The organism is Fibrobacter sp. UWB12 (assembly GCF_900142485.1).
Lineage (GTDB): Bacteria > Fibrobacterota > Fibrobacteria > Fibrobacterales > Fibrobacteraceae > Fibrobacter.
The window spans coordinates 282,382-298,084 of record NZ_FRAZ01000002.1 but is presented as its reverse complement, the minus strand read 5'-3'; the positions used below and the strand labels follow the sequence as shown (position 1 = coordinate 298,084).

At 46.3% G+C, this 15,703-nt stretch carries 15 protein-coding genes; 13 read left to right on the top strand and 2 right to left on the bottom strand.

What is annotated here, in order from left to right:
* Positions 1-2 precede the first annotated feature (2 nt).
* From BUA34_RS03765 to BUA34_RS03755, 3 genes are all read left to right on the top strand, one after another.
* Positions 3-539, top strand: a complete 537-nt coding sequence (locus tag BUA34_RS03765; RefSeq protein ID WP_072827402.1) for a DUF4416 family protein — start codon at positions 3-5, stop codon at positions 537-539.
* A 176-nt stretch (positions 540-715) separates the two neighbouring features.
* On the top strand, positions 716-1,921 hold the full coding sequence (locus tag BUA34_RS03760) for a TolB-like translocation protein (protein WP_072827401.1): 1,206 nt from the start codon (positions 716-718) through the stop codon (positions 1,919-1,921).
* 8 nt (positions 1,922-1,929) lie between these two features.
* Entirely contained in the window at positions 1,930-3,051 is a 1,122-nt protein-coding gene (locus tag BUA34_RS03755; protein ID WP_072827400.1) for a hypothetical protein, read from the top strand.
* 7 nt (positions 3,052-3,058) lie between these two features.
* Here the strand turns inward: BUA34_RS03755 and BUA34_RS03750 are convergent, their stop codons facing one another.
* Entirely contained in the window at positions 3,059-3,988 is a 930-nt protein-coding gene (locus BUA34_RS03750) for a tyrosine-type recombinase/integrase (RefSeq protein WP_072827642.1), read from the bottom strand.
* A gap of 108 nt (positions 3,989-4,096) precedes the next feature.
* On the opposite strand from BUA34_RS03750, the gene BUA34_RS03745 reads away from it, so the two are divergent.
* From BUA34_RS03745 to BUA34_RS03725, 5 genes are all read left to right on the top strand, one after another.
* Positions 4,097-5,380 (top strand): PorV/PorQ family protein, encoded by a 1,284-nt coding sequence (locus BUA34_RS03745; RefSeq protein ID WP_139255865.1) that lies wholly within the window; start codon positions 4,097-4,099, stop codon positions 5,378-5,380.
* An 8-nt stretch (positions 5,381-5,388) separates the two neighbouring features.
* Positions 5,389-6,021, top strand: a complete 633-nt coding sequence (locus BUA34_RS03740) for an STAS domain-containing protein (protein ID WP_254794310.1) — start codon at positions 5,389-5,391, stop codon at positions 6,019-6,021.
* Between the two features lie 105 nt (positions 6,022-6,126).
* On the top strand, positions 6,127-6,939 hold the full coding sequence (locus BUA34_RS03735; RefSeq protein WP_254794309.1) for a M23 family metallopeptidase: 813 nt from the start codon (positions 6,127-6,129) through the stop codon (positions 6,937-6,939).
* Between the two features lie 10 nt (positions 6,940-6,949).
* Entirely contained in the window at positions 6,950-8,065 is a 1,116-nt protein-coding gene (locus BUA34_RS03730) for a hypothetical protein (RefSeq protein WP_072827397.1), read from the top strand.
* Positions 8,062-8,784, top strand: a complete 723-nt coding sequence (locus BUA34_RS03725; RefSeq protein ID WP_072827396.1) for an NUDIX domain-containing protein — start codon at positions 8,062-8,064, stop codon at positions 8,782-8,784. The genes BUA34_RS03730 and BUA34_RS03725 overlap by 4 nt, the downstream gene beginning before the upstream one ends.
* Before the next feature lie 111 nt (positions 8,785-8,895).
* Here the strand turns inward: BUA34_RS03725 and BUA34_RS03720 are convergent, their stop codons facing one another.
* Positions 8,896-9,105 carry a hypothetical protein gene (locus tag BUA34_RS03720; RefSeq protein ID WP_072827395.1) on the bottom strand — a complete coding sequence of 70 codons (210 nt, stop codon included), beginning with the start codon at positions 9,103-9,105 and terminating at the stop codon, positions 8,896-8,898.
* A 210-nt stretch (positions 9,106-9,315) separates the two neighbouring features.
* Between BUA34_RS03720 and BUA34_RS03715 the strand changes: the two genes are divergently transcribed.
* From BUA34_RS03715 to nusA, 5 genes are all read left to right on the top strand, one after another.
* Complete coding sequence (locus BUA34_RS03715; RefSeq protein ID WP_254794308.1) at positions 9,316-10,905, top strand: fibro-slime domain-containing protein; 1,590 nt, start codon at positions 9,316-9,318, stop codon at positions 10,903-10,905.
* 69 nt (positions 10,906-10,974) lie between these two features.
* Positions 10,975-11,901, top strand: a complete 927-nt coding sequence (locus BUA34_RS03710; protein ID WP_072827394.1) for a hypothetical protein — start codon at positions 10,975-10,977, stop codon at positions 11,899-11,901.
* A 135-nt stretch (positions 11,902-12,036) separates the two neighbouring features.
* On the top strand, positions 12,037-13,809 hold the full coding sequence (locus tag BUA34_RS03705) for an FISUMP domain-containing protein (RefSeq protein ID WP_175545416.1): 1,773 nt from the start codon (positions 12,037-12,039) through the stop codon (positions 13,807-13,809).
* 194 nt (positions 13,810-14,003) lie between these two features.
* A complete protein-coding gene (rimP, locus tag BUA34_RS03700) occupies positions 14,004-14,456 on the top strand; it encodes a ribosome maturation factor RimP (RefSeq protein WP_072827392.1) in 453 nt (150 codons plus the stop codon).
* A gap of 12 nt (positions 14,457-14,468) precedes the next feature.
* Positions 14,469-15,692, top strand: a complete 1,224-nt coding sequence (gene nusA, locus BUA34_RS03695) for a transcription termination factor NusA (protein WP_072827391.1) — start codon at positions 14,469-14,471, stop codon at positions 15,690-15,692.
* Positions 15,693-15,703 lie beyond the last annotated feature (11 nt).

Genomic DNA, 15,703 nt, shown 5'->3' with positions numbered 1-15,703 from the left:
AAATGAAAGCTTCTCAATTTTCTGAAAACGCTCAGCTGATTGCGTTTGTATTGCAAAAGGGCTCCGAGTGGGACCCGAATGTTATTGATCTTCTAGAAAAGACTTGGGGTAAGATTCGCCATAAAGGGCGCCTCTTTGCGTTTGATAAGACGGATTACTACAAGCCCGAGATGGGCGATGACTTATATCGCGGAGTAGTTTCATTTGAAAAGGAAATTCCGCCAGAGACGATTGCCGAAGAAAAGGAACGTAGCAATGCGCTGGAGCTCACGACCGCATCGGCAGAGACTCCGGAACTGCGCCATGTAAATATCGACATCGGCTATATGGACATGGATAAGGTGGTGCTCCCAAGTTACAAGCGCGGACCGTTTAAGCTCTATGCGGGCAAGGGCGTGTGGCTTGATATGCTTTTGACGTATGCGAAGGGCGTTTTCCACCCGACTGCTTGGGCTTTTGACGATTTTATGAGGAACCCCTACCAGCACGATTTGCAGTTAATTCGCGAAAAATTCAAAAAAGCCCGAAAGGGTGGTTAGTTGTTAGTCGTTGTTCATTGGTAAATGGTCATTAGTTATTAACTAATAACTAGTAACTTAGAACTAGTAACTTGTAATTCCTAATTCCGACTTCCTAACTCCGAACTAATGAGTCAAAACCCATCTCTCAGCTCCCTGTTCTAACTTCTAAGTTCTTTTTCTTGTTATATTACAAGATGATGAATAAGAAGTCTTTACTCCTGGGACTCATGTCCCTTACGCTTTTTGCGTGCTATAGTCCGGATCCGTTTGTAGCGGATTATTCCGAAAATTCTGGTTCTAGCAGCGAAGAAACTGCAATTGGAAAATTATTTCCTGTAGATGGTGACGAAAATAATGCCCAGCAAACCTGCAATCCTTCGGTCTCGCAAGATACCGTGAATTTCCCGGCATCGATGCTTTGGCTCAACTTTACCAAACTTAAGGTGAATAAGCATGATGCAGGCTATTCTGTGACTGACGTAAGGCAGCATGACCGCTTGACGGTTTCGGATACCGCAAATAATGTAAAGTGGTATTTGATGATCGACGAAGATAAGGGAGAATGCCAGTTCCAGGATCCGGAATGGAGTACGCATGCGGACTACATCGTGGCTTTGCGTGGCAAGCGCTTCGATAGCAATCAGTCTTGCGGCGATGCTCTAGACTTTGGTATTTTTGCCGTGCGCACCTCGGATAAGAAAAAGTTCTGGTTCAAAGAAGAGGGGATTATCGAAGAGGCTACTCCGCATGTGTGGGTTGACCCTGCGGTCAAATCGGAAGGCGATGGCGATAATTCGTCTGTCGAGAGTTTCTTTGGAACGAAAAACGTACGCCTGACCTATATCGAGGGCGATAAGAATCCGCAAAGAAAAATCGTATTTGTGGACTATGCGAATGGTGCCAAGTCTATTCGTCTGAAAAAGCCTGCGGGCCGTGAAGACTGGAATATTGACAGTCCTTTAATTTCGCCGGATGGAAATTTTGTCGTTTACAATATGAAAGACGGGGAATCGACTTGGGAAGCCTATATCCAGGAGTTGTCCGAAAATTCTAAGGCCATCAAGATTGAACGTACAAAAGACATGATGTCTGAACCGGCTCAACCGCATTGGTTTGCGTATAACGGTAGACTGTTTGTGCTGTGGACCGATTTCCCGGCCAATACATCCAAGATGCAGAACAAGGTTAAATTGCTTGAATCATCTGTTCAAGATGGTTCTGCTGGCCGTACGTTGATGCGTGAAATCCGCTTGACTGCGGGGGCCCCTTCGGATGTTGCTGTAGAATGGGTCGGTGATAATCGTGTGGTAACGACTGTGCCTATGATGGGAGGCCGTTCTCCTGATGGCAAGTTCTTGGCAACTGGTACTGACAATGCTTATTTGCTTAAGCTCCCGTGAGGTTCGACATGAAAAAGAATTTTTTGATTGAAGGTTGTTCTCTTGTCGCGCTTGCTGCGGTTGCTTTTTACGCCGGCTTTAATTCGCCTGTAACGCCAGCGACTCCGTGGGAATCTATTGGCGGTTGCGGTGCAGGCGGTTCCGGTGGCGGTTCTGGTGACGGCATCAAGTGGATTGGCCAGGGAGTTTCGGGAGGTTATCTCGAAACGGAAGTCTTTACGAAGTATAACGTGGGGCAGAATTTTTCTGCACTGACTGTGACTCCGCATTTCTCGATTAAGCCTACATGGGATACCAAAGTTGGCGTTTCGATTCCGTTCATGAGCCATCAGGGCGAAGTTCAGTATCGTAGCAATCAACCTCCGACGGATCGCACGACGGGCGGCTTCGGTGATATTTCGTTCGATTTCTCGAAGACGATTGGCAGTGGCGGTGCGGCTTCGCTTTCGGCATCTCTCACAATCCCGACGGGGCAGTACGATATCAAGCGCGGAACGGATGGCGGAAAGGAAATCTTGCCGAGCAGTTTCCAGAAAGGTAGTGGGCTTTATTCGCTTACGCTTGGATGGGACTACAGCCGCGATACGGACAAGGGAATTTGGCTTTACAGTTTGAGCTATACTCATCCGTTTGCAATGCACCTTTTCTCGGGCGAAAATGAATTTAACGACAGCTACTGGAGTGAACTCAATAAACATGGAGACCGCTTCAAGTACCGTTTCAAGCCGTATGGCGAGAACGACCTTGGTGCATTTACGCCTCCGTCCGTTGGCGGTTCTATCGCTTACGGGTATCGTGGACGTTCTGGCATTGTGCAGTCGTTTGGCGTGAACTTCTCTATTCCGCTTGGCGTGGCTTGGATTTCTTCGGAAAAGGAAGGCTCTTACGACCCGAAGCCGGATCCGGATCACCAGGCTTGGTCCATATCGCTTGTGTACGGTTTGGAATTCTCGAACCCGGATTTCCCGGTGTTCCTTGCGTTCTCGCTCCCGATTCACGACAAGGCGGGCGGTTCCGATCCTATGAACGAGTATAGCGAAAAGCCCATGAAAAAGTGGAACGCTCCGGACTGGGGTGACATTGGCCAGCAGTGGACCATCGCCGTCGGCGTTAAAGGAAGCTTCTTCTAGTAGTGTGCTAAGCGCGCGGGTGCGTTTTCTTGAATGCTTCGCGTAAGCGCTCGGCGTTCACGTGCGTGTAAATTTGCGTGGTGGAAATGTTCGAATGTCCGAGCATTTCCTTGACGCTCATAATCTCGGCTCCATTTTCGAGCAAGTGCGTGGCGAAACTGTGACGCAGTACGTGCGGGCTCGCTTTGCCTTCCCAACCAATTTCTCGCAACAAATTATGGATGTCGTTCCTCAAGGTGCGGACATCGTAAGGCTTTCCGTTTTCGTTTAAGAATACGGAACTCGTGATGTTTGGAGCGTGCCCAGCTTCAATTTCTGCGGCCTTGAATTGCTCCAACCAAGTGATTAACGTGTCTGTAATCGGGACGATGCGTTCCTTGTTGCCTTTACCGATAACGCGGACTAGTCTTTCTTTTATCTGTAATTGATTCCAGCAGAGGTTTTGACATTCCGAAATTCGCAGTCCAGAACCGTAAATGAGTTCGAGCAAAAGTCGTGCGCGGATTTGCTGTAATGACGGATTTTCAGGCAACTCCAGGAATTTTTCTTCGGCGAGGTCTTTTTGCCCGAGGAACGATACAAGTCGCTTGGGACGCTTGGGCATGGGAACCGCTTCGGCGGGATTCTTCTGCAAAATCTTGGAGCGCACGAGGTACTTGCCAAAGCTTTTAAGAGCGGCGAGGTGTTCGCAGATGCTTGTAGGTGCGAGTTTTTGCTTGATTTTCAAATCCCACACGAAGGCCTTGACGTTCATTTCGGAAAAAGAGTCGAGCGTCACAACTTTTGAAGCCCCACTTTGGGCGGTGTGTCCATTGCTGGTAAGCATCGCGAGGTATTTTCCCAGCGATTTTCGGTATGTTTCGACAGTTCTTTCGGAATACCTGCGCTGAGTTTGCAGATATATCAAAAAATTTTGGATGTATTCGTCTAAAAGCATTGTCGTCTGTTGTTTCCACAAGAAAAAATAGTCTATATTAGTTGTCACCAAATGTCTTTTTTGAAAAAATTTATTTCTTTGCGGATTTGTTTCGCTGCCAGTGCGATTGTGTCGACGGCTTTTGCTGCCGACCGCGTTGTCGGTGCGAACGCAACTCTTGATATTGAACCGGGTGCGCGTTCTGCGGCCTTGGGTTCAGCGACTTTAGCTGTTGAAGGTGATTATCTCGGACTTGGCACGAATGCGTACCAGCTTACGCAGGCGAAGTACATGTGGGCTTCGTTCTCGCATACCGCGTATTACGAAGATACCAAGTACGATTATGCATCGATGGTGATTCCTCTTCCTAAAAATCAGGGTATTGGTGTATCGTTCTCTAGATTCGGTGCAGACGATATCCCGTATATCAGGGAAGGAGACCCGTTGCCGGATGGCTCGGACTACAACACGCTTTCTATTGCAGACTGGGTGTTTTCTGTCGCTTGGGGCCGTCGCATAATTGACCGATTGGACTTGGGCCTTGTGTTCCATGTGCTTTATCGCGATATGGACCAGAGCGGCTGGGGCTTCCGTGGCGATGCTAGTGCACGGTACCAGATTAAGGATGACTTTTACGTTGCTGGCCTTTTGAAAGGTTGGACTTCGTCGGCAACCTCCTGGGAGTCTGGCGAGTTTGAATATTCCTCTCCCGAATTTTACTTGGCCTTAAGCTATAGCTTGCCGGTACAATACCTCTATGGTAAGTTCAATTTCTACTGGCAGAGTGCAGGCTTTTTCCATCGTGAAGCTCGAGATTTGGATTTTGAAACCGATACTAACGGCAAACGTATTTGGGAAAATCCTCTGGATTGGCTGTCTGGCGGTCGTGGTGGTGTTGAATTTGCATTTGACTTTGGGCTTAAATTGCGTGCCGGTCTCAGCAGTTTTACGACTTTCAAGAGTGTAACGGCGGGTGCTGGTCTTACGATTGCAAAGTTCCTCGTTGTGGATTACGCGTTTGAGTCGCATCCGGTGTTTTCTCCGGTGCATCGTGTGAGTGTTAGCTTTAGCCCGTACCTCTTTGGCCATAAGCCAAGAGAAGAAGGTCATTTGAGCAAGACTGCAGCTGCAAAGAAACTTGTAACCGAAGAAGAAGTACCTGCTGAAGATTTTGTGGAAGAACGTGTCCAGGAACCGGTTGCTCCGCAGGTAGAACCGGTTGTGGAAACTGTTGCTCCAGTAGATTCTGTTGTGCCTGCTGCGGATGTTCCTTTGGTGAATCCAGGTGTAAATGAGCCTAAAACATCGACGGAACCTACAACGTTGACTGTGCCACAAACGCCTGTTCAAGCGCCTGTAACTCCGGCATCCACAACTCCGATTATTGAAACGGACGACGAAATCTTGGAATAGGAGACTGCATGATGGCTGAAATAAGAAGTGTGGGTTTATTCCTTTTGCTTCCGGCTCCACTCAACCCGATTGGAGCTTTTGATGCAGAAGCGTTCAAGGCAAATTTCCGTTCCGTGCTGGAGGAAAATCCTCAAGCCAAGTTTATCGGAGTCAACCTCTCTGGGCTTGATTTTGTCTATAGCGATGCCTACAATGCCTTTATGCAGTTCCATCAGGAACTTTCTAAGCGAAAGGGAACGTTCGCTGTGCTTGCGGATAAAGAGTCTCTTGCGAAAAGTCTTAAGAAGGTGGGACTTGAACGCTTTATTCGTATCTTCATGAACGAAGCGGACATGTATTCCTATAAGCCGGTCGATAAGAAAACATCGAACGCGCCTGCTTCTATTAAACCGATTGTAATTCTTTCGCAGCCAATTCCGCAACCTGCGCCTCAACCGGTGCAAAAAACAGAGCAAAAACCAGAACCTACGCCTGAACCGAAAAAAGAGACGGTGGAAGTTCCCCAACCGCAGCCCGTTGAACCGAAAATTATGGATAAGAATCCGTTGGTGGATGAAACTCCGTCGTCGAAAGGTTCTCTTGTTGCTGTGTTTGTGCTCTTGCTGATTGTTGCTGCTGTTGTTTCTTATCTTGTCTTGTAATCGATGGCTGTAGAATTTTCAGAGTATCAAGGGAAAAAAAGAAGAAAGCGGGTCCGTCGCAAATTCCCGTTGATAAGGATCATTTTAGTTTTTTCCTTAATCATTGTGGCCTACACGAATGGCTGGTTCCACAAGTTGGTGGACAAACTTCCTCTGCCTGGAAATGAAGAACCGGTTCCTGTTGTTGTTGAAGAATGGATTGCCGGCTGCACGTCCTATGACGGGACTCCGTTTGAACTCCAGAAGGGCTATGCGCAGTGCTCGTGGATTGTGAACGATTCCCTCACTCTTCCAAATTCATTCTTGCGCTACGTGAAAAATTTAGCAAGCGATGGCGCTAAGATTCACTGGGTTGCATCCAAGAAAGATTTTGGCGACGCACTCCTTGTTGTTCTTGAAGATACTACCCGCAACGTTTTTTTGCACATGACGCGCGAGGATTCTTCGAAGGTCTGGATTTCGAGCAAGACCGGTTGCCTTTTTCCGGGACCATGCCCGCATGTTCCGCTCGGATGGTCTGCACTTGCAATTGTAGACAACTTTGACTTTGAAGGCTTGGAACAATTGCTCTCGGCGGATCTCTTTAAAGGTCTTGGCGAAGCCCCGATTTACCCTGTGCTTCCGGGAATTGTGCTAGAAGCGGGCCGTGATTCGCTTGGCATGTTCGTAGAACTCAATCACGGGAACGGCATCACTTCGCGTATGTTTGGCATTGGCTCATGGAAAATGGCGCCTACAGTTGGCAAGACTCTTGGCTTTAATGATGCTGTCGGTCGCCTTTCTCCGCAGGACAGTTCCTCGTTCTTCTTGACGATTCGCCAAAATGGTTTGTTCGTGCGTTGGAAAGATTTCTACAAAGCGACCCATCCGGTAGATTCGGCCCAAATTGCTATATTCAAAAAGAATTTGCCTTTTTGAGTGAGTTTTTATGAAGCGTAAAATCGCCGCATTTTTTCGAGTTTGTTTGCTTTCCTTATTGATGGCTTTGTTTGCCTCTTGCGCACAAGATGGCGATGGCCCGCTTGATGTAATGCCGAATGGGGAACGCGTTGAAGGGAACGGATATTTTTTAGCGGCAACGCTTGATTCTGGAAAAACGTTGCACTTGATATCGGATACGCTTTATGTAACGCTTTCTCAGATTTGGTCCTTTTCGAATTGCTCTCTTGCTTCGATTGACTTGAACGAAAGCGTGGAAGATTCGGTATTCGTTATTGCACCGAAAATTAGCATCAAGGTGAATACGGATGATTGCCCATCACCGATGTATCGCCCGGATACGACGTTCAAGATGGTGCTCAAGGATTTGCCCTCGCAGGTGACAAATGTTATTGTCAAGAACGATGTGGATTCCTTGCTGGATTCAATCATGCTCCGTCGTGGAAAACTGGAACGCGATACGTTCCGCATATTTATCGATTCCGCTTTTGCCGTGCCTGATTCACTCCCACTACGAACAAAAGAATCTCCCTCGATTGTGCGCGTGCTTGATTCCATTACTCCGCAAAAATTTTTCTGGCGAACTCTTCGTGCGAATTGCACGATGCGTGTAGACAAGTGTAATGACGTTGTTGCCGATACGATTTATCCTACAAGTTGGAGAGAAAGCGATACGGCACTTGTGCCAGTTCGTTATTCCTGTGCTTCGGCGGATTCCGTTTTCTGTTTGAATTCCAAGTGGGAATATGATTCGACTGCACTTGGAAAAGTCAATGAACGATTGGATACGATTTGGCACATGAGCACATACTATATCGAAAATATTCCTTCTTGCGCCATGATGAATGGTTTTGTTTATGGCGGCTTTGCGTATAACAGCAAGGCGACCTTTGTGCGTGAACTTTTTGTACCTGACGAAAATGAACGTTCTTGTGGTCCATCGACAAAGAAAGATTGGATAGCCTATCGCTTGGAGAGTAATAACATCTTGACGGAAAGCGATGATGGCGAAAATAAGACGCAAATAGATAGTTTGTATAAGGTTTGGAAATCGGCAACGGTAGCTCTCGATACACTCCGCACCGATTCCACGGAGTCAAAATGATTGAATATACCTTTGCTGCTGAAATTCCTGAAGAAGACAAACCGATAATTCTCGAAAGTAAAATTTATAAGCAATGGCTTGAAGCTTCTGAAAAAAAGTTCAAGATTACAAAAGTTCATTTTGCTTCGGTTGATTACTTTAGCAAAAAGCATGTGCCGCTGTTCATCAAGCTGAATGCGACGGCTTTTTTGCCGGACGGCAAGCCTGTACATGGGATTGTGCTAGTGCGTGGCCATGCTGTGGGCGTGCTTGTGGTTCTTCATTGCGAAGGCAAACGCTATTTGCTTTTGGTGCGCCAACCGCGATTTGCTATCTCGGAAACGGCATCACTCGAAATTCCCGCGGGAATTCTCGACTGGTCGGGCGACTTCCGCAAGGTGGCTCTTTCGGAACTTGAAGAAGAAGCTCAAATCAAAGCAGACGATTCTGAACTGATTGACTTGATGGACTTTTGGTACAAGGGTGCAAGTGATGGCTTTGCCGGAAGCTGTGGGCTTTTGGACGAGCGCATCCGCCTTTATGCGATTGAACGCAACGTGACGCGTGCTGAACTTGAAGCGATGGATGGCAAGAACCAGACGTACACCGACGAGAATGAATGGATCCGCACGGAAGTCTTGCCTTACGAAGAGGCTGCGCACAAGTTTATTGACGGAAAGAACTTTATTGCACTGTTCTTGTACGAACGTTGGCTTCAAGCCCAGAAAGTGTATTATTAGCTATTAGTTGTTAGTTTCTAGTTATTAGTTTGAAGTTAGGCGGCTATGCCGCAGTTACTATGCTAATGACCAATGACTAGTGACTATTGACTAATGACTATTGACCAACAACTAAAAAATCAAATTATTGATTGTCAGTCCTGCAAAGAACAGGATCAAGTATCCGTACCAGAGACCTGTCGGAACGTAGTTCCAGATACGCTTGTATTTTTTCGGCTCATCCTTATTTTTATCCTTGATGCGGATAATGTTTTTCTTGAGATAAAAACCGCAGAGTGCAAGACCTGCGATGCTGATAAGAATGAGAAGTACGTATACCATATTTTAAATATAGCATAATGCGAGAGCCGCGACAATTTTGCTTGCAAAAATTGTCATGACCAAGCAGTGCAGTATGCACTTTAGCGGAGTACCATATAGCATATTGGCAAAAAAATTATATATTAAGTACAAACTTTTATTCAGTGCTAGAGCGAGTTTTTTTCGCTGTGGCTATAATAAGGAGGAACAATGAATAGGAATAAAAGAAATATGGCACTAATAGTGCCAATTATGGTGTTTTTGGCCGCTTGTGCAGAAGATGATCCTGCGCCAGATGGTCTCGTTAGTGGACCTCAGCAAAAAACGACCTGCCCTACGGATGGTGCTAAACCTCTTGCGAAAGAGGGGGCTAATGTCGATGCATCTTCGCTTAGTTTAGATGTCGTTATTCGCGATTTTCAGCAGAATCATCCAGATTTTGAAAATTTCTCGGAAGAAGCGGTAGATCATTTGGATGATATCTATAACTATGAGACTGCAACCGGTGCAGCCATGAAAGCATTTGGTTTTGATGAAGATTGGTATGCGGCTACGCCTTACCACAATACATGCGGTAACATGTACACTTTCGAAAAATTTGGGGCGGGGATTCAAATAGGTATTGATGGCCTGCCGATGCAGGTGAATCCCGCTTTGCCATCGTATTTGCAGCAGGTTTCTACGGGCCCGATCCTAGAATACGGGGAATGTGCTGAGACTGCGACTGCAATATCTGGGCCTAGGTTTTTGCGCGGTTACAAAAATGCTCTTGATAACGTGAATGGCACAAAGTGCCCTGGTGGGAAAAATAATTGGGCAAATCCGGTTGTTTACACACCTGGCATGGTGGATCCTTATTTGCTATTTACGAAGTTGGATAATAACGAGAGCCTTAATATGTATGAAGGGGTTGTCATTCAAAAGTTGAATGAACGCTGTGACAACAGAAATTTTGATCAGTGGTTTGCTGATGTGCCTACCGTAAACAAGCGCGTCAATATGGTCCTTGATCTTTCGAAGTCTTCAGATGAAAATAATGACTTTGTTTACAATTTTAATTCCAACAATGGAGGGTTCTTCCCGCTAGATAGTGTGAATCCGGTGAATCGAGAATGGGTGATGGCAAAACCTTGTAATCCGTCCATCCAGCCGACGGGTTCTTGTGAAATTTTTGAACCTCAATCGCTTTCCATATTCTGCCCACCTTACAAGTATCAGTATGCTCCAACTCAGCAGGATTTGTATGGTCAGAGTACCGCTAAGCTTTGTGCAGACTGGCTCAATGCGGGTGGTCCGCGTGCCGTAAATTCCGAAGGTACTGGACATAGTGCCGCTTTGCAGGCTGTTACAATGAACGGAGCTCTTGGCTTGCAACACTTCCGCAATTATGGCTTTACCATGATGGGGTATATGAATTTCCAGTACAAGGCATCAAACCAGTTGCCTGAACCGGAAGTGCTGAAGTTTATTAGTAGTGGTGACTTGTGGGTGTTTGTTGATGGCGTTTTGGTTGTTGACTTGGGCGGTACACACTTACCTGCTCCGGGTAGCGTGAACATTCAGACTCTTGCTCAAAATAATCATGGTTGCCATGTCGGAGAACCTTTGGCCGCGTATTCAAGTTGCAAAGGTGCATCCGATGTAACGGGCTGGGCAGATGGATCCTCTCACCATTTGCATTTCTTTGTCGCTAACCGTCAGACCGAAATTTCTGATTTCTCGATGTCGCTTCCCTCGTCTTTTGTTGCAAGTGCCGGTGAAATTTCATATTCCGGCGAAGCGGATAAGAAGGGTGAGGCAAACGATGATTGCGCATATTAACTTTTAATGGTTGTAGAAAATAGGGGCCCTTTCGGGGGCCTTTATTGTTTTTTTTCTATTTTTTTAATTATGAAACAGTTATTTGCTTTTTTGTCAATTTTGTTTATGCTTGCAACAAGTTCGTTTGCAACTTATGTCGCAGTGCTTGAAACGGCGGCCGATGGCAGTGCCAAGGATAGTGTGCCGTTTTTGGACCGCCAGTACCTTACTAACGTATTGCGTGAGCAGGCTGTCAAGGAACTCCCTGCGGTGCAGAATTACACCATTATGACTCGCGAAAACATCCAGCAGATGTTGCCACCGAGTAAATCCATCGAGGACTGTGAAGGTAGCTGCCTTGTAGAAACGGGCAAGAATATTGCAGCCGATTATGTTTGCCAAGCTCGCGTGGGCCGCTTTGGAAATTCGCTTACGCTTTCGGCAGAACTTTACGAGACTGCGGGGAACAAGCTCATTGCAAGTTTCAATGGACGTGGTTCTGATGTGAATGAACTTCTGGCTGTTATTGAAGCGAAATCTCCTGAATTTTTCCATAGCGTTAAAGAATTGGAAATGTTCAAAAGAGGTAAAAACGAAAATTCTGTAGCTAAAGACTCTGCTGCGGTAGATTCAAGTGCTGCTCCGTTGCCGGAATCGACTCCTGTTATTGTTCCTGTTGTTGAAAAACCGGATGTTCAGAAAGCGGTGGGCGAGAATAAGATAGGTGAAAGCGTTCCTGCGAATGTCGGTAATGATGATTCAACGAAGGAAAAGTCAGCAAAGAAGGGTGTCCGTTGGGTGCCGCTGAGTATCGGCGCTGCAGCGACTGTGACAGGTGTTGTGCTTGCTGTGGTCGGAAACAGCAAGGCGAAGAATGCTTCCGAGAAGAAGTATTCTACAGAAACTGAATACAAGAAAAATCACGATGACGCTAAATCCGGGCAGACATTGCGTGGCGTGGGTATTGGTATTGCGATTGCCGGTGCTGTTGGTATTGGGCTTAGCTTTGCGTTCTAGGAGGGGATGATGTTGAGCGAAAAACTTGAAACGAAATGCGAAAGAAAAAACGTCATTGCGAGCATAGCGAAGCAATCTATAATTATTTTATCCGTAGTATCTTTCTTTTCTGCTTGCACGGATTATGTCTCGCAAATGGAAGATGATTTTGAGGGTTGGAAAAAGGCTCATTCAGAAATAGAATCGGATGAATCCTCGTCTAGCGTTGCAGAATCTAGTAGTAGTGAAAAAGTTTCATCGTCTAGTGTAAAATCGAATGGTTCTGATGGAGACTATGATTGTTCTGTTTCTGATGGCGTGAAAGTTGTTTATCCTGCCGGAGGCGAGAAATTCAAGGTTGGTCAAACGATTGATGTTGTGTTTGGAACGGACGTTGATGATGATGGTTATCGCATCGTTTTTAGGAAAAATACTAGCGATGCAGGTGTGGATTTGCTCGACGAATCCTTCGATTTAAATGGTCCGGCTGATGGCAAAACTTGTTATACGGTAAAAGTTAAACTTTCCTCTGATCGTGGCGTGAATGCAACTTCGAATGGTATTATTCGTGTTATTCCGTATAACAAGAGTAATAAGGGCGCGAACTCGAAAGAATTTGTTGTTGAAAAAGGATTGAAGGAAGAATCATCGTCGTCATCTGCAGAGTCTTCTTCTTCTGCGGCTATTTCGTCGTCTTCAGTAAGTAGCTCTTCGATAATAACATTGGCATCTGGCGCTGTTGTCCAAAAAGATGTTTCGCTTTATTGGGATGATTATTCAGAATCTTATGATATTGTAACGATTGGTTCCCAGACATGGATTGCAGAAAATCTTTATTCTCAATATATGTCTCCTTACTGTTTCCAGAACCGAACAGACTATTGCGAAATGTATGGTCGGCTTTATACGTTCAGTTTGACGGAGGATGCTTGCCCCGATGGATGGCATGTGCCGGATACGACGGACTGGAAAATTTTACTTGAAGTCGTTGGTAATAAATCTGCTAAAAAGCTCAAGTCTGAACAGTGGGCGGGGTCGGATGAATTCGGATTTGGAGTTCTTCCTGCTGGCTCTGGCAAAGTTAGTGATGATTGGAAACAGAGTTACGATGCCTCAGAATCATGTTTCTGGACTAGTAGCGAAACAGATGGAGAAAATGTGGCTGTTTTGTGTTTCTCTTCCGATGAAAACGAGGCTAAGTGGCAGAAAAGGTCAAAAACGTCCTTGTATTCTATTCGCTGCATTAAGGGCGAAAAAAAGACGGTTGCCAAGTCGTCAAGCAGCTCAGTGCAGTCCTCTTCGTCATTCTCTGTCTCGAAGCTGTCCGCAACGATTCTAGGCGATTCCTACTCGGTTGTTGATTTTAATGCCGAGGAAGGGAACATGAATCTTCATCAAAAATGGATGGCGGAAAACTTGCAGTATTGGGATGATAGCTTTACGTCAACAGAAAAAACGTGCTTTGATGATTATTATGCTTATGAACGAGATAATGGCGTTGATCTTTGCAAAAAATATGGGCGCTATTATAATACAGAGGAGGCTCTTTTCATCCATAGGTTGTCAACGAATCCGAATGATTGCTGGGTCTTGCCGGACTCGCAAGAAGTTAAGGGACTGATAGGTATTGTTGGTAAAGATGTGAAGAAACTTTATTCTGAAGAAATGGGTGGGGACAACGAATCTAAGTTTAATCTTCTCCCAGCCGGTTACTACGATCGTGAAGCTGTGTTTTTGAGTTTGACGGGCAATAAAAAACTTAAAACCTGTTTCTGGATAAGGTTAGATAGTCCGAGTAATCCAAGTAAATTGGCCGCTTACTGCTTCTATGAAGATGGTAAGGCGGCGGTTGAGATGACGGATGAAGTAAGAAAAGCTCGTTTACCCATTCGCCTTATTTACGATAGGAATTTCTGCCTTACGCATTGATAAATTTTATACACTATCCAATAATTATCCCCTATTTCATATAATTACAGTTGCCTGAGTGCAAAAAAATTTCTCTATTTGTATCGGTTTTTAGACTGTTCGTGGATTTTTTCCGTTGAAACCCCGGATTTCGGTCCAAAAGGTTTCTGGAGAAGGTCCGTAAGCGAACGTCTATTTTAATATAAGAGGTTTATTTGGTCGCCCAAGAAAAACTGAATTCTCTCATTGCCGACGCTTGCAAGTCTGCATCTGTGACGCTTGTAGAAGCTGATGTGTTCCGTGCCGGCAAGCGCAAGACATTGCGGATTTTTATCGACAAGCCCGAGGGGGTTACTATCGATGATTGCACGAACGTGAGTCATTTCCTTTCGGATGCGCTGGACCTGGATCCCGAGTTGATCGAGGGCGCCTACACGCTTGAAGTCTCATCCCCGGGATTGGACCGCCCCCTCAAGTCTTTGGCGGATTTTAACCGCAACAAGGGCCGTCTGCTCCGCGTGACCCGCTCGACGGGTAAGCCTGTGACTGGCGAACTTTTAGATGCCGACGAAGAAAATTTGAAGCTCAAGCTCAAGGGCAATGCCGGCGAAATCGTCATACCGAGGTCCGAGGTGCTTTCGGCCAAGGTCGAAGTAGAAATTAAATAGGAAGGTCAACTTATGAAGAACGAACCGAAAGTAAACTTGCTCGACGTGCTCAAGGACGTCGTTGAAGACAAGAGTGTCGATGATTCCGTGATTTTGGATGCCCTCAAGAAGGCTCTTATTTCTGCGGCTCGCAAGTATTTGCACATCGAAAAGAAAATCAACGTTGATATCGACATGGAAACAAACGAAGTCCATGTGTTCTTGAACGTCGAAGTTGTGGATGATTATCCGGACTATGACCCGAACATGACTGCCGAAGAAGTTGCTGAAATGGACGAAGGCTACATGCTCGTCGAAGAAGCTCGCGACTTTAACGAAGACGCTCAGGCAGGCGACAGCCTTTATATGGAACTCCCGACTTCCTCCTTCGGTCGTCAGGCCATCCAGACCGCAAAGCAGCTTTTGACGCAGCACATCCGTAGCGCTGAATGCCAGCGCATTATGGACATCTACCGCAGCCGTATCGGTACGATTATCAACGGTACTGTTCTTCGTTTGGAACAACGTAACGTTATCGTTGATCTTGGCAACAAGATTGAAGCTGAACTCCCGGCTCGCGAACAGATTCCGCACGAACGTTTGACTCAGGGCGCTTCTGTGAAGGCTGTGATTGCTCGCGTCGAAGAATCTACGAAGAGCGGTGCTCAGGTTATTTTGTCTAGATCTAATGCAGACTTCCTCAAGGCCTTGCTCCGTCAGGAAGTTCCGGAAATTTACGAAGGCACTGTCGAAATCAAGGCTGTGGCTCGTGATTCCAAGAATCGTCGTGCAAAGATCGCTGTTTACTCTCGCGATGAAAAGATTGACCCGGTTGGCGCTTGCGTCGGCATGAAGGGTGCTCGCGTTCAGACGATTGTTCGCGAACTTGGCAACGAACGTATCGACATCGTTCACTGGGACGAAAACTTCGACGTGTTCGTTCAGCGTTCCTTGGCTCCGGCATCAGTCCTCAAGATGTTCCCGGTTCCAGATACGGACCGTATCGTGATCATCGTGGATGACGAAAACCTCGCACAGGCTATCGGTAAGGGTGGCCAGAACGTGGAACTCGCCGGTCGCTTGGTGGATCGCAAGCTCGATGTTCATGGAGAACAGGAATGGTCTCAGATGGACGAAGAAGCCAAGAACAACATCCTCGCTCCGAACTATGAGGATGAAAGAAGAATGAGAGCGAAGCGTATGGACGAAGACAGAAAGGCAAAGGCCGCTGCTGTCAAGAAGGACGTGAACGCTTAAAAACTTTTGCG

What these genes read in the sequence shown, in the direction of transcription:
- BUA34_RS03765 (WP_072827402.1), top strand. Translation starts at nt 3, where the DNA reads ATGAAAGCTTCTCAATTTTCTGAAAACGCTCAGCTGATTGCGTTTGTA.
- nusA (WP_072827391.1), top strand. Translation starts at nt 14,469, where the DNA reads ATGAAGAACGAACCGAAAGTAAACTTGCTCGACGTGCTCAAGGACGTC.
- BUA34_RS03705 (WP_175545416.1), top strand. Translation starts at nt 12,037, where the DNA reads ATGGAAGATGATTTTGAGGGTTGGAAAAAGGCTCATTCAGAAATAGAA.
- BUA34_RS03750 (WP_072827642.1), bottom strand. Translation starts at nt 3,988, where the DNA reads ATGCTTTTAGACGAATACATCCAAAATTTTTTGATATATCTGCAAACT.
- BUA34_RS03720 (WP_072827395.1), bottom strand. Translation starts at nt 9,105, where the DNA reads ATGGTATACGTACTTCTCATTCTTATCAGCATCGCAGGTCTTGCACTC.
- BUA34_RS03715 (WP_254794308.1), top strand. Translation starts at nt 9,316, where the DNA reads ATGGCACTAATAGTGCCAATTATGGTGTTTTTGGCCGCTTGTGCAGAA.
- BUA34_RS03740 (WP_254794310.1), top strand. Translation starts at nt 5,389, where the DNA reads ATGATGGCTGAAATAAGAAGTGTGGGTTTATTCCTTTTGCTTCCGGCT.
- BUA34_RS03730 (WP_072827397.1), top strand. Translation starts at nt 6,950, where the DNA reads ATGAAGCGTAAAATCGCCGCATTTTTTCGAGTTTGTTTGCTTTCCTTA.
- BUA34_RS03710 (WP_072827394.1), top strand. Translation starts at nt 10,975, where the DNA reads ATGAAACAGTTATTTGCTTTTTTGTCAATTTTGTTTATGCTTGCAACA.
- BUA34_RS03755 (WP_072827400.1), top strand. Translation starts at nt 1,930, where the DNA reads ATGAAAAAGAATTTTTTGATTGAAGGTTGTTCTCTTGTCGCGCTTGCT.
- BUA34_RS03725 (WP_072827396.1), top strand. Translation starts at nt 8,062, where the DNA reads ATGATTGAATATACCTTTGCTGCTGAAATTCCTGAAGAAGACAAACCG.
- BUA34_RS03760 (WP_072827401.1), top strand. Translation starts at nt 716, where the DNA reads ATGATGAATAAGAAGTCTTTACTCCTGGGACTCATGTCCCTTACGCTT.